Here is a 22,703-nt window from a genome sequence, read left to right on the forward strand (position 1 = left end):
CCGGGGCGCTTACAGTGTGCGCAAGGGGGGAAAACGGGCGTCATTATAGAGAATCCTGAGCGCCGACGAAACCGTTTGCGTCGAAATAAAATCGACTTCTGCGTTTAACAATAGATGTGACCTGTCTCTCTAATTGGTTGCCAAGTGGCGCAAGTTTACGCAAAATGCCGCTCATTCAATGACAAACCTTATGATTAACATGGCTACAGCAGACTGAGGCAACCGGCGTCGCAGAGAATTAACTAATTGAAAAAATTAAAGATTAATTATCTGCTCATCGGCATTGTAACGTTGCTGCTGGCAGTGGCCCTCTGGCCTTCCATCCCCTGGTTCGGCAAAGCCGAAAATCGTATCGCCGCCATTCAGGAGCGGGGGGAACTGCGCGTCAGTACCCTCAACTCTCCGCTGATTTACAGCGACATCAACGGCAAAATTATTGGTCTGGATTATGAGCTGGCGCAGCAGTTTGCCGATTATCTGGGCGTGAAGCTTAAAATTACCGTCCGCCAGAACATCAACCAGCTCTTTGACGACCTGGACAACAACAACGCCGATATCCTCGCTGCCGGGCTGGTCTATAACAGCGAGCGCAGCAAGAACTACCAGCCGGGCCCGACCTACTACTCCGTTTCCCAGCAGCTGGTTTATCGCGTCGGGAGCCTGCGCCCGCGTACGCTTGCCTCGATCAACGCGCAACAGCTGACGATTGCTCCCGGCCACGTAGTGATTGACGACCTGCGTGAGTTAAAAGAGAAAAAATACCCGGATCTGAGCTGGACGGTTGACCCTAAACTCGGCACGACGGAGCTGCTGGAGCAGGTCAAAGATCAGAAACTGCCCTACACCATCGCCGATTCGGTGGCGATCAGCCTGTTCCAGCGGGTGCATCCTGAAATCGCCGTGGCGCTGGACGTGACGGACGAACAGCCGGTGACCTGGTTTACCCATCTGGATGATGACCAGACCCTCTCGGCGGCCATGCTGGATTTTTATAACACCATCAATGAAGACGGCACGCTGGCGCGACTTGAGGAGAAGTACCTCGGCCACGGGGATGACTTTGACTACGTTGACACCCGCAGCTTCCTGCGCGCGGTTGACAGCGTCCTGCCTGACCTGCAGCCGCTTTTCGAAAAATATGCCCAGGAGATTGACTGGAAACTGCTGGCGGCTATCTCGTACCAGGAGTCCCACTGGGACACCCAGGCCACGTCGCCAACGGGCGTACGCGGACTGATGATGTTAACCAAAAATACCGCGCTGAGCCTGGGCGTTAACGACCGTACCGATGCGGAACAGAGCATCAGCGGCGGGGCGCGCTACCTGCAGGATATGATGGCTAAAGTCCCGGAAACCGTGCCGGAAGAGGAGCGGATCTGGTTTGCGCTGGCGGCCTACAACATGGGCTACGCGCACATGCTTGACGCGCGGGCTCTGACGGCGAAAACGAAGGGAAACCCGGACAGCTGGTCAGACGTAAAACAGCGCCTGCCGCTGCTGAGCCAGAAGCCATGGTACAACAAGCTGACGTATGGCTACGCGCGCGGACATGAAGCCTACGCCTACGTGGAAAATATACGTAAGTATCAGATTAGCCTGGTCGGCTATCTGCTGGAGAAAGAGAAAGAGGCAACAGAGGCAAAACAGCTGGCGGAAAGTTATCCGGTTGTGGCACCGGACGAGCTTAATCATCCGACAACTTCAATTCTGCCTTTTGTTGCTTTTTCTGCTGACGGCGCATTCGAAAGAAATCGCTTAATAGCCCCGAACACTCTGGTGCAAGTACCCCACCGATAGTCTGCACCTGATGATTCATTCCTGGATGACCCAGCACGTCCATCAGTGAACCGGCCGCACCGGTTTTTTCATCTCGCGCTCCAAACACCAGGGTACCGATTCGGCTGTGCACCATCGCCCCGGAGCACATCACGCAGGGTTCAAGGGTGACGTACAGGGTGGTATCGAGCAGACGATAGTTTTGCAGCACCAGGCCGCCCTGACGAAGCGCCATAATTTCGGCGTGCGCTGTAGGATCGTGGCGGCCAATAGGACGGTTCCACCCTTCCCCAATCACCCGGTTGTTATGAACCAGCACCGCGCCCACGGGCACTTCGCCCTCGTCCCAGGCCCGTTGAGCCAGCGCCAGCGCGTGGCGCATCCAGTATTCATGATTGTGTTCTGAGGTGGACAAGGATTGATACTCCAGTCGAAAAGCGGGCGGCATTATACACAGCCCTTACAGATAAGACTATTCGAGTTGCTGAAGTTCACCGAGGGGAGTAACGCGCCAGCGGTGCTGGCAAAAATAGAGCAGCGGGTTGTCCTGCTTGCTGTCGCTGTAGCCGCTGTAAAGGCGCAGCGGCGTGCCGATGCGTTTTTCCAGCTGGACCACTTTTTCATGCCCCAGACAGCGCATCGTCAGGACCCAGCCGCCGTAGCCGCGGGAAATTTGCGTGGCGATAAGATTTACGCGCGGCAGCCAGGGGGTATCAAAGTAGACCAGCTCCACCAGCGTCTGCGGGGAGCCGGTAATCAGCCAGATATCGGCATCGTTGGCGTCAAGATAGCTGGTCAGGCGCGCCTGCACCACGGGAAACGCGGCAACGTGGCCGCGGAACCAGAGAGCGAACTCCTTTTCGAGCTGTTTGAGCCGCGCTTCGCTGTGGCCAAACGTACATCCCCACAGCAGCAGGCTCATTGGCCAGCGCGCCGCCCGGCCTTTTACCAGCAGCGCGATGCCAATGAGGGGTAAGAGCGGTAAGACGAGCAGCGCGTTCAGAGGCTGACGCCGCAGCAGGTAGCGCATAAACGTACCAAACATATCCTGCTGATGCAGCGTTCCATCCAGATCGAAAAAGACAACGCGACGCTCGTGATTGGCCAAACCTTACTCCTCTGGGTCGTTGAATCCTAACAGCCAGGTAAACAGGAACCCGGCGATCACCGCTACTAAATAGCCTAACAGATAGAGCATGACTTTTCCGGTCACGATGGTTAATGCCAGCGGTAAACCGGAGAGACCAAAGGTGATAACGGTGGCGACTTTCCAGTAGCTAATGAGTGCCCCGCCTACAGCGCCCCCCAGACAGGCCGCAAGGAACGGTTTACCCAGCGGCAGCGTGACGCCGAATATCAGCGGCTCGCCAATGCCGAGCAGCCCGACCGGCAGCGCCCCTTTAATCACTTTTTTCAGGCGCGCGTTGCGGGTTTTCATCAGGACGGCAATCGCTGCCCCCACCTGCCCGACGCCCGCCATCGAGAGAATAGGCAGCAGCGCGTTATAACCGTGCGCCTGCACCAGCTCGACGTGGATCGGCACCAGCCCCTGATGCAGGCCGGTCAGCACCAGCGGCAGGAAGGTACCTGACAGCACCGCCCCCACCAGCAGGCCGCCGCGGTCGATAGCCAGAGACGCGCCGTGGGCGATGGCGTCAGAGATCCACCCGCCTAGTGGCTGAAGGACCACAATCGCGACGCTACCGGTAATTAACGTGGTCAGCAGCGGGTTGAGGATCAGCTCAATCGAGCCGGGCAGAACCGCGCGCAGCCGCTTCTCGATCCAACACATCAGGATGACCACCAGCAGCACCGCGATCACCCCGCCGCGGCCAGGCTGGAGCGCCTCACCAAACAGCGTGATCTGCGCCAGCTGCGGGCTGGAGAGAATGCCCGCCATCACCCCGCCCATCGCCAGCGAGCCGCCAAACACCTTCGCGGTATTGACCCCGACCAGGATGTTCATAATGGCAAACACCGCGCTGCCGAAGATCCCGAGAATGCCCAGCAGGTTCGGATACTGCGTGGCAAAATCCCCGACAATATCTGGCCGCTTGAGGATGTTGATGATCCCGGTGATCAAGCCGGAAGCTATAAACGCCGGGATCAGCGGGATAAAGACGTTTGCCAGCTGTCGCAGCGCATCGCTCATGGGAGCTTTGTATTTGGCCTTCGCCTGCGCTTTGGTGCGTTCAGCGTCGTCAACCGTCACGCTTGCACCGCCGACCATCAGCGCGCGCATGGCGTCGACAACCTGCGCCGCCTTGCCCGGCCCGACGATCAGCTGGTGTTGCTGCCCCTGTTTAACGTAGCCACTGACGCCGGACAGCTTCTTCAGGCCCGGCACGTCAAGCTGGTCGTCGTTATGCACCTCGACGCGCACGCGCGTCATGCAGTTTTCCAGACGCTGAATATTTTGTTCCCCGCCTATCCCCTGCAGGATATCGCTGGCGAGCGCTGCTGTTTTGTCCATAAACGCCTCTGCTAGTTTTCTAATGCCGCCCGTAAGAAGCCGTTATGCGCATCAAGTCTGGCTCGCGCAGCCGCCGCGTCCAGCCCGCTTAAGATCATCAAAATGGCCGGTTTTACGTCGTGATCGGTCTGCCTGAGCACCGCTTCTGCCTCTTCACGGCCCGCGCCTGTCGCCTCCATCACCATGCGGCAGGCTCTGTCCACCAGCTTGACGTTGGTGGCCTGCATATCGACCATCAGGTTCTGGTAGACCTTGCCGAACTTCACCATCGCACCGGTGGAGATCATATTGAGCACCAGCTTTTGCGCGGTCCCGGATTTCAGGCGCGTGGAGCCGGTGAGCGCTTCCGGCCCAACGACCGGAGAGATGGCGATAGCGGCCACCTGCGCAATCGGGGAACCGGGGTTGCAGGAGATGGCGACCGTCGTGCAGCCGGTCCGGTTGGCGTATTCCAGGCCGCCAATGACGTACGGCGTGCGCCCGGATGCCGCCAGGCCGACCACCAGATCGTTCGCCGTCAGGTTCAGATCCTTCAGGTCATCCTCACCCAGCTGTTTGTTGTCCTCCGCCCCTTCAACGGCCTTCAGCAGCGCGCCGGGACCACCTGCAATCAGGCCAACCACCAGGCCGTGCGGAACGCCAAAGGTGGGCGGACATTCCGAGGCATCCAGCACCCCGAGACGCCCGCTGGTACCGGCCCCCATATAGATAATGCGACCACCGGCCTTAAGAGCTTCCGCCGCCGCATCGACCGCTTTCGCCACCTCTGGCAATGTCTCTTTCACTGCCTGCGCGACCAGCGTATCCTGTTGATTAAAGCGGTTAACCAGCTCCAGGGTGGAGAGCGCATCCAGATCCATGGTTTGCGGGTTACGCGTTTCAGAAACAAGTGAGCCAAGATTCATTTTTTGTACCTCAAGAATTTTTAATTCATAATAATCACACTATAATGGAATATAAAATTCATTCAGGCGAGCAGAATTCGTTTTTGCGCAGACAATCACATTTCCGCCGGGAGTACTCATGAACTGTTTAATTCGCATTCGCCAGCGCTACGCCGGCTTTGCTCAAAGCGACAAAAAGCTGGCGGATTTTCTGCTTTCTCAGCCCGATCGCGCCCGCCACCTCAGCTCACAGCAGCTGGCAAGCGAAGCTGGAGTGAGCCAGTCAAGCGTGGTGAAATTTGCCCAGAAGATCGGGTTTAAGGGTTTTCCCGCTCTTAAGCTGGCAATCAGCGAAGCGCTGGTGAGTAACCCGAATCCGCAGTCCATGCCGGTGCATAACCAGATCCGCGGCGATGACCCGATGCGTCTGGTTGGGGAAAAGCTAATCAAGGAGAACGTGGCGGCCATGCACGCCACGCTGGACGTGAATACCGAAGAGAAATTACTGGAAAGCGTGGCGATGCTGCGGGCGGCGCGGCGAATTATTTTAACCGGTATTGGCGCGTCCGGTCTGGTGGCCCGTAATTTTGGCTGGAAGCTGACTAAAATCGGTTTTAACGCCATCGTCGAGCAGGATATGCACGCCCTGCTGGCGACCGTGCAGGCGATGGATCCTGACGATCTGCTGCTGGCCATCTCCTACTCCGGCGAGCGCCGCGAGATCAACATGGCGACCGACGAAGCCCTGCGCGTCGGCGGCAAAATTCTGGCGATCACCGGCTTTACGCCAAATGCGCTGCAGCAGCGGGCAACGCGCTGTTTGTATACCATTGCCGAAGAGCAGGCCACGCGCAGCGCGGCAATTTCGTCCACCAGCGCACAAATGATGCTGACGGACCTGCTGTTTATGGCGCTGGTACAGCAGGATCTGGAGCGCGCGCCTGAGCGCATTCGTCACAGCGAAGAACTGGTAAAGAAACTGGTTTGACGCGTATAATGCCCGCCCAGTTTGTGTTGTTTCTGAGAATTTCCTGATGGCGCTGTTAATTACCAAAAAATGCATCAATTGCGATATGTGCGAACCCGAATGCCCGAACCAGGCGATTTCGATGGGCGACAGCATTTACGAGATTAACAGCGACCGCTGCACGGAATGCGTCGGCCACTATGAGACGCCGACCTGCCAGAAGGTGTGCCCGATCCCCAACACTATTCTGAAGGATCCGACACACGTCGAGAGCGAAGAGCAGCTGTGGGATAAATTTGTCCTGATGCACCACGCGGACAAAATTTAGCTTTCGATAATCACCGTCGCGCTGGCATAGTGGCGTTCATCTGCGATCGTCACGTGCATATGATTCACCCCCAGCTTCTCCGCCAGCTTTTGCGCTTCACCCCACAGACGCAGGCTCGGTTTGCCCAGCTCATCATTAAAAACTTCGAACTGGTTAAATGCCAGGCCGTTACGAATGCCGGTCCCGAAGGCTTTGGCTGCCGCCTCTTTTACCGCAAAGCGCTTTGCCAGAAAACGCACCGGCTGCTGGTGCGCTTCCCAGATGGCCCATTCGTTATCGCTCAGCACGCGCCTTGCGAGGCGATCGCCGCTCCGGGCAATCACCGCTTCAATGCGAGCTATTTCGACGATATCGGTGCCTAAGCCCAGAATGGCCATTACTGACGCGCTTCCAGCATCAGGCGTTTCATCTCTGAAACCGCTTCTTTCAGGCCGCTCATCACCGCGCGGCCAATAATGGCGTGGCCGATGTTCAGCTCATGCATTTCCGGCAGAGCAGCAATGGCCTTCACGTTGTGGTAGGTCAGGCCGTGACCGGCATTAACCTTCAGTCCCAGGCTCGCGGCGTAGGTGGCTGCTTTGGCGATACGCTCCAGCTCTTTGACCTGCTCGGCATCGTTTTTAGCATCGGCATAGCAGCCGGTGTGAATTTCGATATACGGCGCGCCCACGTCGGCTGCAGCTTTAATCTGCGCGAAATCGGCGTCGATAAACAGAGAAACCAGGATACCGGCATCCGCCAGGCGCTTGCAGGCATCGCGCATTTTGTCCTGCTGCCCCGCCACGTCCAGCCCGCCTTCGGTGGTCACTTCCTGACGTTTTTCCGGCACCAGGCAGCAGAAGTGCGGTTTGGTCTCGCAGGCAATGGTCAGCATCTCTTCGGTGACCGCCATCTCCAGATTCATACGGGTGTCCAGCGTCTGACGAAGAATGCGCACGTCGCGGTCGGTAATGTGGCGGCGGTCTTCACGCAGGTGAACGGTAATGCCGTCGGCACCAGCCTGTTCAGCGATAAACGCCGCCTGAACCGGATCGGGATACGCCGTGCCGCGCGCGTTACGCAGGGTGGCGATGTGGTCGATGTTGACGCCTAACAGTAATTCAGCCATGACAATCCTCGGTTTTCTTTCTGATGCTGTGGTCTAACGTTTGGGCATAAACTGCCTGAATAATTCGCGGCTCTTTAAGGGCTTGCCGCCAAGATACGGCTTGAGGGCAATCCGGGTAAAGCGTTTTGCTGCGCGCAGGGTATCGGCGTCCGGAAACTCGCGTTCATAAAGCGCTCTGAGCTGGCGTCCGGTAAAAGTACTGTTATCAACGACGACGCTGGCAATAAAGCCTTTTTCTTCGCGGTAGCGGTAGGTCATGGTGTCTTCCACCTCATCACCGCTGCCTGCGCAGTGCAGAAAATCCACGCCGTACCCGAGGTGGCCCAGCAGCGCCAGTTCGAAACGACGCAGGGCGGGTTCGGGCGTGCCGGTCGCACCCGCCAGTGCCTGGATACAGTGCAGATAATCGAAGAAAAGTTCCGAGAAGCGAGTCTCATGTTCAAGGACGCGGGAGATGAGCTCGTTGACATACAGACCGCTGTAGAGCGTGATGCCAGAAAGGGGAAGCGCCAGAGAGACGGCTTCAGCGCTGCGCAAGGTTTTGACTTCCCCTCGCCCGCCAAAGCGAACCAGCAGCGGCGTAAAAGGCTGTAGGGCACCCTTCAGATTAGAACGTTTGGAACGTGCGCCTTTCGCAACAAGGCGCACGCGGCCCGACTCTTCCGTGAAGACGTCCAGCATCAGGCTGGTTTCGCTCCAGGGACGACTATGGAGAACGAAGGCGCGCTGCCAACCTTCCATTATACTCGTCGTCTTGAGTTACTGATCTTCGCCGTAACCGAGGCTGCGCAGAGCACGCTCATCATCGGCCCAGCCAGATTTCACCTTCACCCACAGTTCCAGATGAACTGGCGCTTCGAACATCTCCTGCATGTCCTTACGGGCTTCGATACCGATGGTTTTGATCTTGGCGCCTTTGTTGCCGATCACCATCTTCTTCTGCCCTTCACGCTCGACGAGGATCAGGCCGTTAATGTCGTAGCCACCGCGCTCGTTGCTCTGGAAACGCTCGATCTCCACCGTCACAGAGTACGGCAGCTCGGCACCCAGGAAACGCATCAGCTTTTCACGGATGATTTCAGACGCCATAAAGCGCTGAGAGCGATCGGTGATGTAATCTTCCGGGAAGTGGTGAATCGCTTCCGGCAAGTGCTTACGTACGATGCCCGCGATGGTATCGACGTTCAGGCCGGTCTCAGCAGACAGCGGAACGATATCCAGGAAGTTCATCTGGCTGCCCAGCCACTGCAGGTGCGGCAGCAGGTCAGCTTTTTCCTGCACGTTGTCAACTTTGTTGACCGCGAGGATCACCGGCGTTTTGCCGTCACGCAGCTTGTTCAGTACCATTTCGTCGTCCGGCGTCCAGCGGGTGCCTTCCACTACGAAAATCACCAGCTCTACGTCGCCGATGGAACTGCTCGCCGCCTTGTTCATCAGACGGTTAATGGCGCGCTTCTCTTCCATGTGCAGGCCAGGGGTATCGACGTAGATTGCCTGATACGCGCCTTCAGTATGGATGCCGACGATGCGGTGACGCGTGGTCTGCGCCTTACGCGAGGTGATGGAAATCTTCTGCCCAAGCAGATTATTCAGCAGGGTGGATTTGCCGACGTTCGGACGTCCGACGATGGCAATAAATCCGCAATAGGTTTTTTCTTCGCTCATTCCAGCTCCAGCATTTTTAACGCCTGTTCGGCGGCAGCCTGTTCAGCCTTACGGCGGCTTGAACCTGTGCCCACCACCGGTTCACTCAGGCCACTGACCTGGCAATGGATGGTAAATTCCTGATCGTGCGCTTCGCCACGAACCTGCACCACCAGATAGGATGGCAGCGGCAGATGACGGCCCTGCAAATATTCCTGCAGGCGCGTTTTCGGATCTTTTTGTTTATCGCCCGGGCTAATTTCGTCCAGGCGGGTCTGATACCAGTTAAGGATCAGCTTTTCTACGGTCTGGATATCGCTGTCCAGGAACACGCCACCAATTAATGCTTCGACCGTATCGGCAAGAATAGATTCACGACGGAAGCCGCCGCTTTTCAGTTCACCCGGCCCAAGACGCAGACATTCGCCCAGTTCAAATTCGCGCGCGATTTCAGCGAGGGTGTTGCCGCGCACCAGCGTGGCGCGCATGCGGCTCATATCACCTTCGTCCACGCGCGGGAAACGATGATAAAGCGCATTCGCAATCACGAAACTTAAAATAGAGTCACCCAGAAACTCGAGACGCTCATTATGTTTGCTGCTGGCACTGCGATGGGTTAATGCCTGTTGCAACAACTCCTGATGATGAAAAGTGTAGCCCAGCTTCCGTTGAAGCCGATTAATTACGATGGGGTTCATGCGATACCAATAAATGAATGCGTCAAAAATGCAGCACACGAAACCGACCTGAGAAAACCAACGCGGTTTCGTGTGCCGTGGCACCCTTACAGGGCCAACCTTAAACTTCGGGGGAATATTCTATACACAACGACAGGGGATGTCGTTAGTTCAAAGAGATTTATCGAGGAAATAATTCACGTAGCCGCGAAATAACGCGGCTACGTGTTCTTTTCCTGAGAATTAATGGATTCCGCCAATACGATTCAGGCGCACGCCGGTCGGCCACTCGCCTTCCTGCTTCTCAAAACTCATCCAGATCGCGGTTGCTTTACCCACCAGATTCGCTTCCGGCACAAAGCCCCAGTAACGGCTGTCCGCGGAGTTATCGCGGTTATCGCCCATCATGAAGTAGTGTCCCGGCGGTACGATCCAGCTGGCCAGCTGCTGACCCGGCTGTTTGTAATACATCCCCACCTGGTCCTGCGCGATTGGCACGGTCAGAATGCGGTGAGTGACATCTCCCAGCGCCTCTTTGCGCTCAACCAGACGAATGCCGTTCTCTTTGGTTTCGCCTTTTGGCACCTGGAAGAACCCGCTGGTCGCTTCACCGCCGTTACGACGGGCAAAAGTCTGCACGAAATCACTTGGCTCAACGTTTGAGTAGGTGATTGGCAGCGCGTTTTCACACGCGGTACCGGAGCTGCAGCCCGGCTGAACGGTGACTTCCTTCGCAACCGGATCGTAGGTCACTTTATCACCCGGCAGACCCACCGCGCGCTTAATGTAATCCAGACGCGGATCGTCCGGATATTTAAACACCACGATGTCGCCACGTTTCGGATGCCCCGTTTCGATCAGCGTTTTCTGGTAAATCGGATCTTTAATGCCGTAGGCAAACTTCTCAACCAGAATAAAATCACCGATCAGCAGCGTTGGCATCATTGATCCCGATGGGATCTGGAACGGCTCATAAATAAACGAACGTACCACCAGCACAATCGCCAGCACCGGGAACACCGACGCGCCCGTTTCCAGCCAGCCCGGTTTCGGGCCAACTTTCTTCAGGGTTTTCGCGTCAAGCGCATCGCCAGTCGCTGCCTGCGCGGCAGCCTGACGTTCACGGCGTTTTGGGGCGAAGATAAACTTATCCAGGCACCACAGCAGGCCTGTCACCAGCGTAGCGATGACCAGGATCAGGGCAAACATGTTCGCCATGCCAACTCCTTAAAGGTTATTTGCCGTCTTTACCGACATGAAGAATGGCAAGGAATGCTTCCTGCGGCAGCTCAACGTTACCGACCTGCTTCATACGCTTCTTACCTTCTTTCTGCTTCTGCAGCAGCTTTTTCTTACGGCTGACGTCACCACCATAGCACTTCGCCAGAACGTTTTTACGTAGCTGCTTCACGGTTGAGCGGGCAATGATGTGGTTACCGATGGCCGCCTGAATCGCAATGTCAAACTGCTGACGCGGGATCAGATCTTTCATCTTCTCAACCAGCTCGCGGCCACGGTACGGCGCATTGTCGTTGTGGGTGATCAGCGCCAGCGCATCCACACGCTCGCCGTTGATCAGCACGTCCACGCGCACCATGTTGGAAGCCTGGAAACGCTTGAAGTTGTAATCCAGTGACGCATAGCCACGGGAGGTAGACTTCAGACGGTCGAAGAAGTCGAGTACCACTTCCGCCATAGGGATTTCATAGGTCAGCGCCACCTGGTTACCGTGGTAAACCATGTTGGTCTGCACGCCACGCTTCTCAATACAGAGCGTAATAACGTTCCCCAGGAACTCCTGCGGCAGCAGCATGTGACATTCTGCAATAGGCTCGCGCAGCTCGTGAATGTTGTTCAGCGGCGGCAGCTTGGACGGGCTGTCGACGTAGATCACTTCTTTCGAGGTGGTTTCTACTTCGTAGACTACCGTTGGTGCGGTGGTGATCAGATCCAGATCGTATTCACGCTCCAGACGCTCCTGAATGATCTCCATGTGCAGCAGGCCGAGGAAGCCGCAGCGGAAGCCGAAGCCCAGCGCCGTTGAGCTTTCTGGCTCGTAGAACAGGGAAGCATCGTTCAGGCTCAGCTTGCCGAGCGCATCGCGGAAGTTTTCGTAGTCGTCAGAGCTGACCGGGAACAGACCCGCGTAAACCTGCGGTTTCACCTTTTTGAAGCCTGGCAGCGCTTTGTCTGCCGGGTTACGCGCGCCGGTCAGGGTATCGCCCACTGGCGCGCCGAGGATGTCTTTAATCGCGCAGACCAGCCAGCCTACCTCGCCGCATTTCAGCTCGGTACGGTCAACCTGTTTTGGCGTGAAGATACCCAGACGGTCTGCGTTGTAGACCTGTCCGGTACTCATAACCTTGATTTTGTCGCCTTTACGCATGGTGCCGTTTTTGATACGCACCAGTGAGACCACGCCCAGGTAGTTATCGAACCAGGAGTCGATGATCAGCGCCTGCAATGGACCATCCGGGTCGCCTTCCGGGGCCGGAATATCACGTACCAGGCGTTCCAGCACGTCGGTCACACCCACACCGGTTTTCGCGGAGCAGCGTACGGCGTCGGTCGCGTCAATGCCGACAATGTCTTCAATCTCTTCCGCCACGCGCTCAGGATCGGCGGCAGGCAGGTCGATTTTGTTCAGAACCGGCACAACCTCGAGATCCATTTCCATCGCGGTGTAGCAGTTCGCCAGGGTCTGGGCTTCAACGCCCTGCCCGGCATCGACCACCAGCAGCGCACCTTCACAGGCCGCCAGCGAGCGTGATACTTCATAGGAGAAGTCAACGTGGCCCGGGGTGTCGATAAAGTTCAGTTGATAGGTTTCGCCATCAGAAGCTTTATAGTCGAGCGTCACGCTCTGCGCTTTGATGGTGATACCGCGTTCGCGTTCCAGGTCCATGGAGTCCAGTACCTGGGCTGCCATTTCACGATCAGACAGGCCACCGCAAATCTGGATAATACGGTCAGACAGCGTCGACTTACCGTGGTCAATGTGAGCAATGATCGAAAAGTTACGTATGTTCTTCATATAGTTAAATAATTATGCCTTACGAATTCCTGGAGGCCGCTGTTCTTAGCCTGACGTTTTTCAGTGCGAAAACGCAGCATTCTACACTACATACCCGCAACCTGGAAATGCACTTAGAGCCAAGCATAGCGCGAAGAAATGGCGTTTTCTTTTTTGAGATGTAAATAATGATAAAGCCCGGTGGATCACCGGGCCTCAGAAGAGAGCGTCTCGACGCGAAGTTGGTCAGGCGCCAGCGCAACGCTCAGAATAACGGGCTGCCACTCATCGCGCGCGGCGAGCTTAGGTGAGATGCCTTTGGCAAGCCAGAATCCCCCTACGCCACCCAAAGCTGCACCGCACATGGCGGCCACGTCGGTACCAAACAGCATCTGAAAAAGGCCGCCCATGACAAACAGCCCCACCAGCGGCGAGAGATAGACCAGCATCGCGGAACTCAGCAGACTGCCTTCCGTAATGCCCAGTTCCACCTTCTGACCCGCCACCAGCGGCTGTTCGCTCGGCACGGAGATCGTATGCGATGTCTGTGGCCCTAACTTATTCAGCACGCGACTGCCACAACCGGCTCGGGATGCGCAGCTATTGCATGAGGCTTTAACATCACAGCTGACCAGCGCAATACCATTCTGCCACGAGACGACGGTCGCCCACTCTTTAATCATTGTGTGGCCCTGAATTTAATGCTGTCTGAAATGCGCTTCGCCGTCTGCGGAGGTAATTCCCCCACAATCGTGATTTCTGCGTTATCGCGAACCATGGTACTGACCGTACGACGCCCGGTACGAAGCATTTGTTCAGCGCTGTTTGCCGTTGCGCGGTTGATATTCACCGAGAAGCTGAACAAGCCATCGGAATAGAGGCGTGATTCAACCGGCGTATCAATGGTGGGCAACTGACGACGGCTGCTGGACACTTCGCTAAAGCCTTGCGGTATCCAGGAAGGAACCCAGTTGAAATTAGCGGAGTCCCCTGCAGGAACAGAAAGCAGCGGCGGCAGGCTGGCCTTCGCCAGATTCTGCATGCTGTTGCCAACCTGATTGTTCACGCTGAAGGAGATAACGCGGAACTGTTCAAGCGTCTCGCCGTCGCGGTCGAGCAGGTCCACGCGCATCGGCAGCTTGGTTTCCGCATCAATCCAGACGATATAGCTGTAGCGCGTGCCATCGCGCGCAACCACGCGGATCACTTCACACAGCCTGTCTGCAATACGGGTACGCCCTACCGAAATAAAATCATAGTAAGGGGCAAGTCGTTTGAAGTCGGTATAGATAAGCGACGGCAGAGAATCAACGATATAGTCGCCATTCAGCGTGAAAGGCTCCAGACCGGGCTCGAAATAGCTGATTTCGTTGCCACGCTGGACAACTTCCCGACGCGGGCCATCCATCTGTAAAAGCTGGGCGAGCGGCTGGTTATCAAGACGGGCATGGCGATAGCGTAACGACTCGACGCCCTGCTTGTTGATGCTGATAAATGCCAACTCGTAATTGAGTGACTGGCTGGCCAGATTCATTTGCTGCAACAACGCCCCGGATGAAACATCAGCCGAGGCGTTAGCAGAGAAGAACAGGCTACCCGCCATCAGAGACATGGCGAACCAAAGTTGCTTCATTACTGCGATTGCGTTCCTAAAGTTTGGTTTCCGGGCACCTGCACAGCAGCTTGCTGAGTTTGGGCCTGCTCAAACTGAAGCTGTTCAGAGTGCAGACGACGCTGCAACTCATAATCCTGCAACATCGCATTAATGCGACGGCGCTGCTCCTGAACCTGCTGTTGCTGACCGCCGCTGGCGGAGGCATCAGCCGGTACGCCCAGACTTACCGGGCTGGCTTTGCCCATCATCGGCAGTGTGTTAAACACTGGCGCTTCTGGCTGCTGATTAGTTTCAGACTGAGTATTATAGTGCTGGACGCCAACGATAACTGCAAGCGATACGCATGCAGCCACCCCCATTTGGGTGAGCTGGCTGGCCCACGGACGCACTTTTTGCCAGAACGGCATTTTTTGCCACTGGTGCGGTGCGGGTTGCGCTTCAGGAATCAGCGGAGTGGTCTGATGAACAGGCTCATTCTCGATGGCCGCCATCACGCGGGCTGAGATATCGAAATGGAGAACCTCTCCGGTATCACCGCGCAGCGTGTCACGGATGAGATGGTAACTCTCCCAGGTCTCTTGCATTTCGGGAGAATGAGACAGCTCGTTGAGCAGCTCACTATCCAGCGTCTCACCATCCATTAAAGCGGAAAGTTTTTCTTTCTGCATGCCTAATACCTTTTCCAGTATCCCGCTATCGTCAACGCCTGATAAGCGGTTGAACTTTATTATCAATAGCTTCTCGCGCACGGAAAATTCGTGAACGAACCGTGCCGACCGGACAATCCATGATAGCGGCTATCTCTTCATAGCTCAGACCATCAAGCTCCCGTAACGTAATTGCCATACGTAAATCTTCCGGGAGTGACTCGATCGTGCGAAAAACAATTTGTCTCAGTTCTTCTGACAACATTAAGTTCTCAGGGTTCGAAATTTCTTTCAGCGCACCGCCACTTTCGAAGTTTTCGGCGTCGATAGCGTCTACATCACTGGACGGCGGACGACGACCCTGAGCAACCAGGTAATTCTTTGCCGTATTGACAGCAATACGGTACAGCCAGGTATAAAAAGCACTATCTCCCCGGAAAGATTCCAGCGCGCGATAGGCCTTAATAAAAGACTCTTGCACCACATCAGGTACATCACCTGACGGTACATAGCGGGAAACCAGACTCGCCACCTTATGCTGGTAGCGCACCACCAGTAGGTTAAAGGCTTTCTGATCTCCCTTCTGGACCCGTTCAACCAGGACCTGGTCCGTTAACTGCTCGCTCATCCGAGGTAATGTCTCCCCAAACCTAAATTCCACGCGTTATCGAAACGCCACTCTATAACTACCGCACTTTGAGCAAGCACCAGCTTAGAGTGTCTGATCTTCAATAAGTTCCGTAACGCCTTTGTTTTTGTTCATCGCGCCGCAGACCGTTCATTTTCTCTCATTATAAGTCTGTTCACGATACGCACCACTTTCTGACAAGAAACATCTTTTTCCCGCCAGAAGAGTAACGCAACACAGGCTTTATTTCACCACAAAATCTGACGCTAACGATCTGCTTCGCAAAATAATTTCATTTATTTACCCTTCGTTTACCCCTGCCAGTCCGTTTAGTCATTGCAACTTCCATTAAAAAAAACGTGCGATATCTCGCATTCAGGTGCTATTCTGCCCCAACACTGTTTAGTAAATTAAACAATAATCATGAACACAACACCTGAACTTCATTGTGATGTACTGATCATCGGCAGCGGCGCTGCCGGTCTCTCTCTGGCGCTGCGTCTGGCTGAACATCAGAACGTTATCGTTCTGAGCAAAGGCCCGATAAGTGAAGGCTCCACATTTTATGCTCAGGGCGGCATTGCCGCAGTATTTGACGAGACGGACAGCATTGCGTCACATGTGGAAGATACGCTGATTGCCGGGGCCGGGATCGTGGATGCGCACGCGGCAGAGTTTGTCGCCAGCAATGCCCGCCATTGCGTTCAGTGGCTTATCGATCAGGGTGTTTTATTCGATACTCAGGTTCAGCCCAACGGTGAAGAGAGCTACCACTTAACGCGTGAAGGCGGCCATAGCCACCGCCGCATCCTGCACGCCGCGGATGCTACCGGAAAAGAAGTGGAAACCACGCTGGTCAGCAAAGCGCTGAACCATCCTAACATCCGGGTCCTTGAGCGGAGCAACGCGGTTGATCTGATCATTTCCGACAAGATAGGCCTGCCCGGTACGCGTCGCGTGGTGGGAGCGTGGGTCTGGAACCGTAATAAAGAGAAGGTGGAAACCTGTCAGGCGAAGGCTGTGGTGTTGGCTACAGGTGGCGCCTCTAAGGTGTATCAGTACACCACGAATCCGGATATCGCTTCCGGGGACGGTATCGCTATGGCCTGGCGCGCCGGCTGCCGCGTGGCGAATCTCGAATTTAATCAGTTTCACCCCACCGCCCTGTTCCACCCTCAGGCGCGAAATTTCCTGCTGACGGAAGCCCTGCGCGGCGAAGGGGCTTATCTAAAACGCCCTGACGGTACCCGCTTTATGCCGGACTTTGACGCCCGCGGTGAACTGGCGCCGCGAGATATTGTTGCCCGCGCCATCGACCACGAAATGAAGCGCCTTGGCGTGGACTGCATGTATCTCGATATCAGCCATAAGCCGGCAGAATTCATTCGCCAGCACTTCCCGATGATTTACGAAAAGCTGCTCAATCTAGGCATTGATTTAACACGCGATCCGGTGCCCATTGTCCCGGCCGCCCACTATACCTGCGGCGGCGTGATGGTTGACGATCACGGACGCACTGATGTAGACGGTCTGTATGCTATTGGTGAGGTCAGCTATACCGGGCTACACGGCGCGAACCGTATGGCGTCTAACTCGCTGCTTGAATGTCTGGTGTACGGCTGGTCAGCGGCGGAGGACATCGCGAAGCGCATGCCTTACGCCCGTGAAACAGAGCGTTTACCGGCCTGGGATGAAAGCCGCGTGGAGAACCCGGACGAGCTGGTGGTGATCCAGCACAACTGGCACGAGCTGCGGCTGTTTATGTGGGACTACGTTGGGATTGTGCGCACCACGAAACGTCTGGAACGCGCGTTGCGCCGCATTACGATGCTGCAGCAGGAAATTGATGAATATTATGCCCATTTCCGCGTCTCCAATAATCTGCTGGAGCTGCGCAATCTGGTGCAGGTTGCCGAGCTGATTGTTCGCTGCGCGATGATGCGTAAAGAGAGCCGCGGTTTGCACTACACACTCGACTACCCGGATCGGCTTGCTGAGTCCGGCCCGTCGATACTCGCCCCGCAGGTTTACATAAACAAATAACACGCCTGGGTCAGAGCCGTGTAATCTTCGGAATAACGCTGGTCTGGCCCACGGATCACCATACGGTCATTAAAACACTCACCCTCTTTTGGCGAAAGCGCCAGCAGCACGCGGTGCGGCAATCGGCCTTCCGTATCAGAGATGTCAGTTCGCAAACGTAACGTCCAGCCGATCTCCTGCGCGGTAGCGATAAACGTGTTGCCCGTACTTTCTGGCAGCACCACGCAGAAAAAGCCCTCTTCTGAGATAAGTTCAGCCGCGTTGACGAGCAGCGCTTTGTGATCGAGTGAACCGGTATAGCGCGCCTGTTCACGCTCCGGTGTACCACACTCCACGCCGGGCTCGTAGTAAGGGGGGTTGCTGACAATCAGATCGTAACGCGCCGTCTGCTCTGGCGCCCAGGCCAGCACGTCCGCGCACGTAACGGTTATCCGGTCAGCCCAGGGGGACTCGGCCGCGTTTTCACCCGCCTGCCCTGCGGCCTGCGCATCCAGCTCAACGGCATCAATAGTGACATGCTCTTCAGTACGCTGCGCCAGCATCAAGGCCACCAGCCCGCTGCCGGTACCGATATCAAGAATACGCTTAACACCTGCGACAGGTGCCCATGCTCCCAGTAAAATGCCGTCTGTACCGACTTTCATGGCACAGCGATCGTGAGCGACAAAAAATTGTTTAAACGTAAAACCATCGCGGCGCAGCTGCGCTTTGAGTTGAGACATGTCAGGGCAACCTTCTAAGTGAAACTGGAGTAGCATAGGGGAAAGCGAAGTGGCCGCAAAGCGATATCCATACAAACAGATGAAGATTACAGCCGTAACGTCTATAATCAGCGCCCCACACAGAGGTAGAACATGACTGTAACGACTTTTTCCGAACTTGAACTCGATGAAAGCCTGCTCAATGCTCTTGAGAGCAAAGGCTTTACACGCCCGACCGCCATTCAGGCAGCGGCCATTCCGCCTGCGCTTGAGGGCCGCGATGTGCTCGGTTCTGCGCCAACCGGCACGGGGAAGACAGCAGCCTATTTGCTGCCTGTGTTGCAGCACCTGCTCGACTTTCCACGTAAAAAATCTGGCCCGCCGCGTATTTTGATCCTGACGCCTACGCGCGAGCTGGCCATGCAGGTTGCCGATCACGCGCGTGAACTCGCAGCGAATACGCATCTGGATATCGCCACCATCACCGGCGGCGTTGCGTATATGAACCACGCCGAAGTGTTCAGCGAAAACCAGGACATCGTCGTCGCGACGACGGGCCGCCTGCTGCAGTATATTAAAGAAGAAAACTTCGACTGCCGCGCGGTAGAAACGCTGATCCTCGACGAAGCGGACCGCATGCTGGACATGGGCTTTGCGCAGGATATCGAGCATATTGCAGGTGAAACGCGCTGGCGTAACCAGACGATGCTGTTCTCTGCCACCCTTGAAGGGGATGCGATTAAAGACTTCGCAGAGCGTCTGCTGGAAGATCCGGTGGAAGTCTCTGCGACGCCATCTACGCGAGAGCGTAAAAAGATCCACCAGTGGTATTACCGTGCGGACAACCTTGAGCATAAGGTTGAGCTGCTCAAGCACCTGCTGAAGCAGGAAGACGCCACCCGCACTATCGTGTTTGTGCGTAAGCGCGAGCGCGTGCACGAGCTGGCTGAAATGCTGCGCAACGCCGGGATCAACAACTGCTATCTTGAAGGTGAGATGGCGCAGATCAAGCGTACCGAAGGCATTAAGCGCCTGACCGATGGCCGCGTTAACGTGCTGGTCGCAACAGACGTTGCCGCCCGCGGGATCGACATCCCTGACGTGAGCCACGTCATTAACTTCGATATGCCGCGCAGCGGAGATACCTACCTGCACCGCATTGGCCGTACCGGTCGCGCGGGTCGCAAAGGGATTGCAATTTCACTGGTTGAAGCGCATGACTACCTGCTGCTGCAGAAAATTGGCCGCTATGTTGACGAGCCGCTGAAAGCGCGCGTTATTGATGGCTTGCGCCCAACCACACGTGCGCCGAGTGAAAAAATGACGGGTAAACCGTCCAAGAAAGCGCTCGCGAAACGTGCTGAGAGAAAAGAGAAAGAAAAAGAGAAGCCGCGCGTGAAGCAGCGCCACCGCGATACCAAAAACATTGGTAAGCGTCGTAAGCCAAGCGCTGCCGCGCAGGAAACGAAGACTGAAGAGTAAGAAAAAGCCGGGGTAATCCCCGGCTTTTTTGTTCCCCCCCCGTGGCTGAAGCCTTACAGGCTTTCAGTAAAGGTACGGGCGATAACGTCGCGCTGCTGTTCTGGAGTCAGTGAGTTAAAGCGAACCGCATAACCAGACACGCGGATAGTCAGCTGTGGGTATTTTTCCGGGTGCTCAACGGCATCCATCAGCGTTTCGCGGCGCAGCACGTTAACGTTCAGGTGCTGACCCCCTTCAACGCGCACTTCCGGCTGCACTTCCATTGGGATTTCACGGTATTCGATTTCGCCCAGTTTATTCACCGGTACGATTTCATCTTCAGCAAAACCCGCTTTCGCAACCACACAGCGCGCTTCATTTTTCTCGCTGTCCAGCAGCCAGAAAGAGTTGAGCAGATCGTCATTTGCCGCTTTGGTAATCTGGATACCTGTAATCATGTGTTGCCTCCCTTAGGCTACATTAACTGATGCTGGCCTTACGCGGCCAATTGGTAAAACCATTGTTTCTTGTGTGTATATATATCATTCACACCACGGCGATTTATTGATTTAAATCAACAAAAACACCAACCACATAAAGTGTGTGGTTTGAATTTATTGCTTTAGATCAATTTCATACCCCCATCAACTCAACTTAATCTGCATCATTTCAAAATAAATTTAACGACTTAGCACGCATTTCAGCGCGTAATTTTGCTCACAAGCGTTAAACAGGTAAGCTAGTGACAGATTGAGATTCGCAGGAGAGCGACATGACGACACCTTTAACCTGGCATGACGTGCTGGCAGAAGAAAAGCAGCAGCCTTATTTTATCAATACGCTCAGTACCGTTGCCGCTGAGCGTCAGTCCGGGCAAACGATTTATCCGCCGCAAAAAGATGTATTCAACGCGTTTCGCTATACCGAGTTGAGCGATGTGAAAGTCGTCATTCTGGGCCAGGATCCTTATCACGGCCCTGGGCAGGCGCACGGGCTGGCATTTTCCGTACGCCCAGGCGTGGCGATCCCCCCTTCTCTGCTCAACATGTATAAAGAGCTTGAGGGAACCGTGCCCGGGTTTACCCGCCCCAACCACGGTTATCTGGAAAGCTGGGCGCGCCAGGGCGTGCTGTTATTGAACACGGTGCTCACCGTACGGGCGGGCCAGGCGCACTCGCACGCCAGCCTAGGGTGGGAAACCTTTACCGATAAAGTTATCAGCCTTATCAACGAGCATCGTGAAGGGGTCGTGTTTTTACTCTGGGGTTCTCACGCGCAGAAGAAAGGGGCAATTATCGATCGTCAGCGTCATCACGTGTTGAAGGCACCGCACCCGTCACCGCTTTCTGCCCATCGCGGTTTCTTTGGCAGTAATCATTTTGTTCTGGCAAATGAATGGCTGGAAAAACGTGGCGAAACGCCAATTGACTGGATGCCTGTGTTACCGGCAGAGAGCGAGTAGGGTTTGAATGTGCCGGGTCAGGCCCGGCACATAAGAGGCTTATGCCTTATTCTGACGCCACCACTCGGCCAGCAGCACGCCGGTCGCAACGGATACGTTCAGACTTTCCACATTGCCCGTCCCGTCGATGGAGACGCTCAGATCCGAACTGGAGAGCGCCGCATCAGACAGACCATCGCGTTCCTGACCCAACACCAGCACCATCTTGCGCGGCAGCGTCGCTTTAAACAGCGGCGTACCGGCATGGCTGGATGTGGTCACGATGGAATAGCCCGCTTTACGGAACTGCTCGAGGGCATCCAGAACGCTGTCGCCGGTGATCGGCTGTACGTGCTCGGCTCCGCCTTCCGCAGTACGGATCGCGGCGCCGGATTCCAGCAGCGCGGCATCCTGCAGCAGCACGCCCTTCACGCCAAAATGCGCGCAGCTGCGCATCATTGCGCCCAGGTTGTGCGGGTTGCCCACGTCTTCCAGCGCCAGCACGCAGTCATCGGCATCTGCCTGGCTGACCCACTGCTGAACTGTCGTGCCGTTACGTTTTTTAATCAGGAAGCAGACGCCGCCGTGGTGCTCGGTACCGGACGCTTTTGTCAGTTCAGCATCATCAACCACGTGGTAGGCTTTGCGGTTCGCCGCCATCCAGCGCAGCGCTTCTTTAAAGCGCGGGGTCACGCTCTGGATAAACCAGGCGCGGACAATACACTCAGGACGGCTCTGGAACAGCGCCTGGCAGGCGTTCTCGCCATATACACGGGTCTCTTCCGCGCGCTGACGACGCAGCACTTCCGGGTCGATAAAGCTTTTACCGCTGATACCGCCGTGATCGGCTTTTTCCGGCGTCTCATCGCCAGGGGCGCGAGAAACGGTGCGCCACGGAGAGGCGTTATCACGTGAGAAGTCATCACGCGGACGGTCATCGCGCTTGCGATCGTCACGCTTGCGGTCATCACGTTTGCGGTCATCACCGCGGTTATTTCTGTCATCGCGGGCGGGGCGACGGCCACCGTCTGCACGAGAGGACGCTGGACGCCCGCCACCTTTTCCGGTACGCGGATTTTGGGTGCGTTTATCAGAGTCATCATCACTGCGGACATACATCACTTTGACCTTGCCGCTTTTGTTTTTCATTTCGTCGTTCATGCTTTTCTCCACCAGCGCTGCGCGAAGCGCGCAGATTACCCGATGTGCCAGCGCATAGCCATAATTTCGTACAAAAGCCTGTGACTATTGTTCCCATTGAATAAAACGCATTGTCGTTTCATACAGGCTCACTGAT

The 22,703-nt window shown here is 55.8% G+C and carries 25 protein-coding genes; 6 read left to right on the plus strand and 19 right to left on the minus strand.

Annotated elements, in window-relative coordinates; all coding sequences use genetic code 11:
* Positions 1-246 precede the first annotated feature (246 nt).
* On the plus strand, positions 247-1,797 hold the full coding sequence (gene mltF, locus ACMWL8_RS18550; RefSeq protein ID WP_028014088.1) for a membrane-bound lytic murein transglycosylase MltF: 1,551 nt from the start codon (positions 247-249) through the stop codon (positions 1,795-1,797).
* Here mltF and tadA read toward each other — a convergent pair.
* The 4 genes from tadA to murQ are packed head-to-tail and all read right to left on the minus strand — an operon-like array spanning position 1,685 to position 5,154.
* A complete protein-coding gene (tadA, locus tag ACMWL8_RS18555; RefSeq protein WP_032644904.1) occupies positions 1,685-2,224 on the minus strand; it encodes a tRNA adenosine(34) deaminase TadA in 540 nt (179 codons plus the stop codon). The two genes, mltF and tadA, sit on opposite strands and share 113 nt — an antisense overlap.
* Before the next feature lie 24 nt (positions 2,225-2,248).
* Positions 2,249-2,884, minus strand: coding sequence for a phosphatidylglycerophosphatase C (gene yfhb / locus ACMWL8_RS18560; RefSeq protein ID WP_045260171.1), 636 nt, complete (start codon positions 2,882-2,884; stop codon positions 2,249-2,251).
* A 3-nt stretch (positions 2,885-2,887) separates the two neighbouring features.
* Entirely contained in the window at positions 2,888-4,249 is a 1,362-nt protein-coding gene (locus ACMWL8_RS18565; protein ID WP_045260170.1) for a PTS transporter subunit EIIC, read from the minus strand.
* An 11-nt stretch (positions 4,250-4,260) separates the two neighbouring features.
* Positions 4,261-5,154 (minus strand): N-acetylmuramic acid 6-phosphate etherase, encoded by an 894-nt coding sequence (gene murQ, locus ACMWL8_RS18570; RefSeq protein WP_041908675.1) that lies wholly within the window; start codon positions 5,152-5,154, stop codon positions 4,261-4,263.
* Positions 5,155-5,272: 118 nt separating this feature from the next.
* Here murQ and ACMWL8_RS18575 point away from each other — a divergent pair, with 118 nt between their 5' ends.
* On the plus strand, positions 5,273-6,121 hold the full coding sequence (locus ACMWL8_RS18575) for a MurR/RpiR family transcriptional regulator (RefSeq protein ID WP_028014092.1): 849 nt from the start codon (positions 5,273-5,275) through the stop codon (positions 6,119-6,121).
* Between the two features lie 46 nt (positions 6,122-6,167).
* A complete protein-coding gene (locus ACMWL8_RS18580) occupies positions 6,168-6,428 on the plus strand; it encodes a YfhL family 4Fe-4S dicluster ferredoxin (RefSeq protein ID WP_028014093.1) in 261 nt (86 codons plus the stop codon).
* Here ACMWL8_RS18580 and acpS read toward each other — a convergent pair.
* The 12 genes from acpS to rseD form a co-directional block, all read right to left on the minus strand.
* Positions 6,425-6,805: a holo-ACP synthase gene (gene acpS / locus ACMWL8_RS18585; RefSeq protein WP_023294331.1), complete on the minus strand. Its 381-nt coding sequence runs from the start codon at positions 6,803-6,805 to the stop codon at positions 6,425-6,427. The two genes, ACMWL8_RS18580 and acpS, sit on opposite strands and share 4 nt — an antisense overlap.
* Positions 6,805-7,536: a pyridoxine 5'-phosphate synthase gene (gene pdxJ, locus ACMWL8_RS18590; RefSeq protein ID WP_045260169.1), complete on the minus strand. Its 732-nt coding sequence runs from the start codon at positions 7,534-7,536 to the stop codon at positions 6,805-6,807. The genes acpS and pdxJ overlap by 1 nt, the downstream gene beginning before the upstream one ends.
* A gap of 33 nt (positions 7,537-7,569) precedes the next feature.
* Positions 7,570-8,277 (minus strand): DNA repair protein RecO, encoded by a 708-nt coding sequence (recO, locus tag ACMWL8_RS18595; RefSeq protein WP_028014096.1) that lies wholly within the window; start codon positions 8,275-8,277, stop codon positions 7,570-7,572.
* An 18-nt stretch (positions 8,278-8,295) separates the two neighbouring features.
* On the minus strand, positions 8,296-9,201 hold the full coding sequence (gene era / locus ACMWL8_RS18600; protein ID WP_028014097.1) for a GTPase Era: 906 nt from the start codon (positions 9,199-9,201) through the stop codon (positions 8,296-8,298).
* The gene (rnc, locus tag ACMWL8_RS18605) at positions 9,198-9,878 is read right to left on the minus strand and encodes a ribonuclease III (RefSeq protein ID WP_003860711.1); all 681 of its coding nucleotides are present in this window, start codon (positions 9,876-9,878) and stop codon (positions 9,198-9,200) included. The genes era and rnc overlap by 4 nt, the downstream gene beginning before the upstream one ends.
* A gap of 222 nt (positions 9,879-10,100) precedes the next feature.
* Positions 10,101-11,075: a signal peptidase I gene (lepB, locus tag ACMWL8_RS18610; protein ID WP_045260168.1), complete on the minus strand. Its 975-nt coding sequence runs from the start codon at positions 11,073-11,075 to the stop codon at positions 10,101-10,103.
* 16 nt (positions 11,076-11,091) lie between these two features.
* Positions 11,092-12,891 carry a translation elongation factor 4 gene (gene lepA, locus ACMWL8_RS18615; protein ID WP_028014099.1) on the minus strand — a complete coding sequence of 600 codons (1,800 nt, stop codon included), beginning with the start codon at positions 12,889-12,891 and terminating at the stop codon, positions 11,092-11,094.
* A 185-nt stretch (positions 12,892-13,076) separates the two neighbouring features.
* Complete coding sequence (rseC, locus tag ACMWL8_RS18620; RefSeq protein WP_045260167.1) at positions 13,077-13,553, minus strand: SoxR-reducing system protein RseC; 477 nt, start codon at positions 13,551-13,553, stop codon at positions 13,077-13,079.
* On the minus strand, positions 13,550-14,503 hold the full coding sequence (gene rseB, locus ACMWL8_RS18625; protein WP_045260166.1) for a sigma-E factor regulatory protein RseB: 954 nt from the start codon (positions 14,501-14,503) through the stop codon (positions 13,550-13,552). Before rseB ends, rseC begins: the two co-directional genes overlap by 4 nt.
* Positions 14,503-15,153, minus strand: a complete 651-nt coding sequence (gene rseA / locus ACMWL8_RS18630) for an anti-sigma-E factor RseA (protein WP_014832926.1) — start codon at positions 15,151-15,153, stop codon at positions 14,503-14,505. The genes rseB and rseA overlap by 1 nt, the downstream gene beginning before the upstream one ends.
* A gap of 31 nt (positions 15,154-15,184) precedes the next feature.
* Positions 15,185-15,760 (minus strand): RNA polymerase sigma factor RpoE, encoded by a 576-nt coding sequence (gene rpoE, locus ACMWL8_RS18635; protein WP_028014102.1) that lies wholly within the window; start codon positions 15,758-15,760, stop codon positions 15,185-15,187.
* Entirely contained in the window at positions 15,757-15,840 is an 84-nt protein-coding gene (gene rseD / locus ACMWL8_RS18640; RefSeq protein ID WP_231940818.1) for a rpoE leader peptide RseD, read from the minus strand. The genes rpoE and rseD overlap by 4 nt, the downstream gene beginning before the upstream one ends.
* A 343-nt stretch (positions 15,841-16,183) precedes the next feature.
* Here rseD and nadB point away from each other — a divergent pair, with 343 nt between their 5' ends.
* The gene (gene nadB / locus ACMWL8_RS18645) at positions 16,184-17,803 is read left to right on the plus strand and encodes an L-aspartate oxidase (RefSeq protein ID WP_045260165.1); all 1,620 of its coding nucleotides are present in this window, start codon (positions 16,184-16,186) and stop codon (positions 17,801-17,803) included.
* On the opposite strand, the gene trmN is transcribed toward nadB, so the two are convergent.
* Positions 17,788-18,525, minus strand: a complete 738-nt coding sequence (trmN, locus tag ACMWL8_RS18650; protein ID WP_414751608.1) for a tRNA(1)(Val) (adenine(37)-N(6))-methyltransferase TrmN — start codon at positions 18,523-18,525, stop codon at positions 17,788-17,790. The two genes, nadB and trmN, sit on opposite strands and share 16 nt — an antisense overlap.
* 132 nt (positions 18,526-18,657) lie before the next feature.
* On the opposite strand from trmN, the gene srmB reads away from it, so the two are divergent.
* Positions 18,658-19,986: an ATP-dependent RNA helicase SrmB gene (gene srmB, locus ACMWL8_RS18655; RefSeq protein ID WP_041908660.1), complete on the plus strand. Its 1,329-nt coding sequence runs from the start codon at positions 18,658-18,660 to the stop codon at positions 19,984-19,986.
* Positions 19,987-20,039: 53 nt separating this feature from the next.
* Here srmB and grcA read toward each other — a convergent pair whose 3' ends face one another.
* Positions 20,040-20,423 carry an autonomous glycyl radical cofactor GrcA gene (grcA, locus tag ACMWL8_RS18660; RefSeq protein WP_006176733.1) on the minus strand — a complete coding sequence of 128 codons (384 nt, stop codon included), beginning with the start codon at positions 20,421-20,423 and terminating at the stop codon, positions 20,040-20,042.
* 314 nt (positions 20,424-20,737) lie between these two features.
* On the opposite strand from grcA, the gene ung reads away from it, so the two are divergent.
* Positions 20,738-21,427 (plus strand): uracil-DNA glycosylase, encoded by a 690-nt coding sequence (ung, locus tag ACMWL8_RS18665; RefSeq protein ID WP_023333064.1) that lies wholly within the window; start codon positions 20,738-20,740, stop codon positions 21,425-21,427.
* Between the two features lie 39 nt (positions 21,428-21,466).
* On the opposite strand, the gene ACMWL8_RS18670 is transcribed toward ung, so the two are convergent.
* Positions 21,467-22,567 (minus strand): tRNA/rRNA methyltransferase, encoded by a 1,101-nt coding sequence (locus tag ACMWL8_RS18670; protein ID WP_041908658.1) that lies wholly within the window; start codon positions 22,565-22,567, stop codon positions 21,467-21,469.
* Positions 22,568-22,703 lie beyond the last annotated feature (136 nt).

Source organism: Enterobacter sp. 04-C-12-SI-ECC, from assembly GCF_047530715.1.
GTDB classification, from domain to species: domain Bacteria; phylum Pseudomonadota; class Gammaproteobacteria; order Enterobacterales; family Enterobacteriaceae; genus Enterobacter; species Enterobacter bugandensis.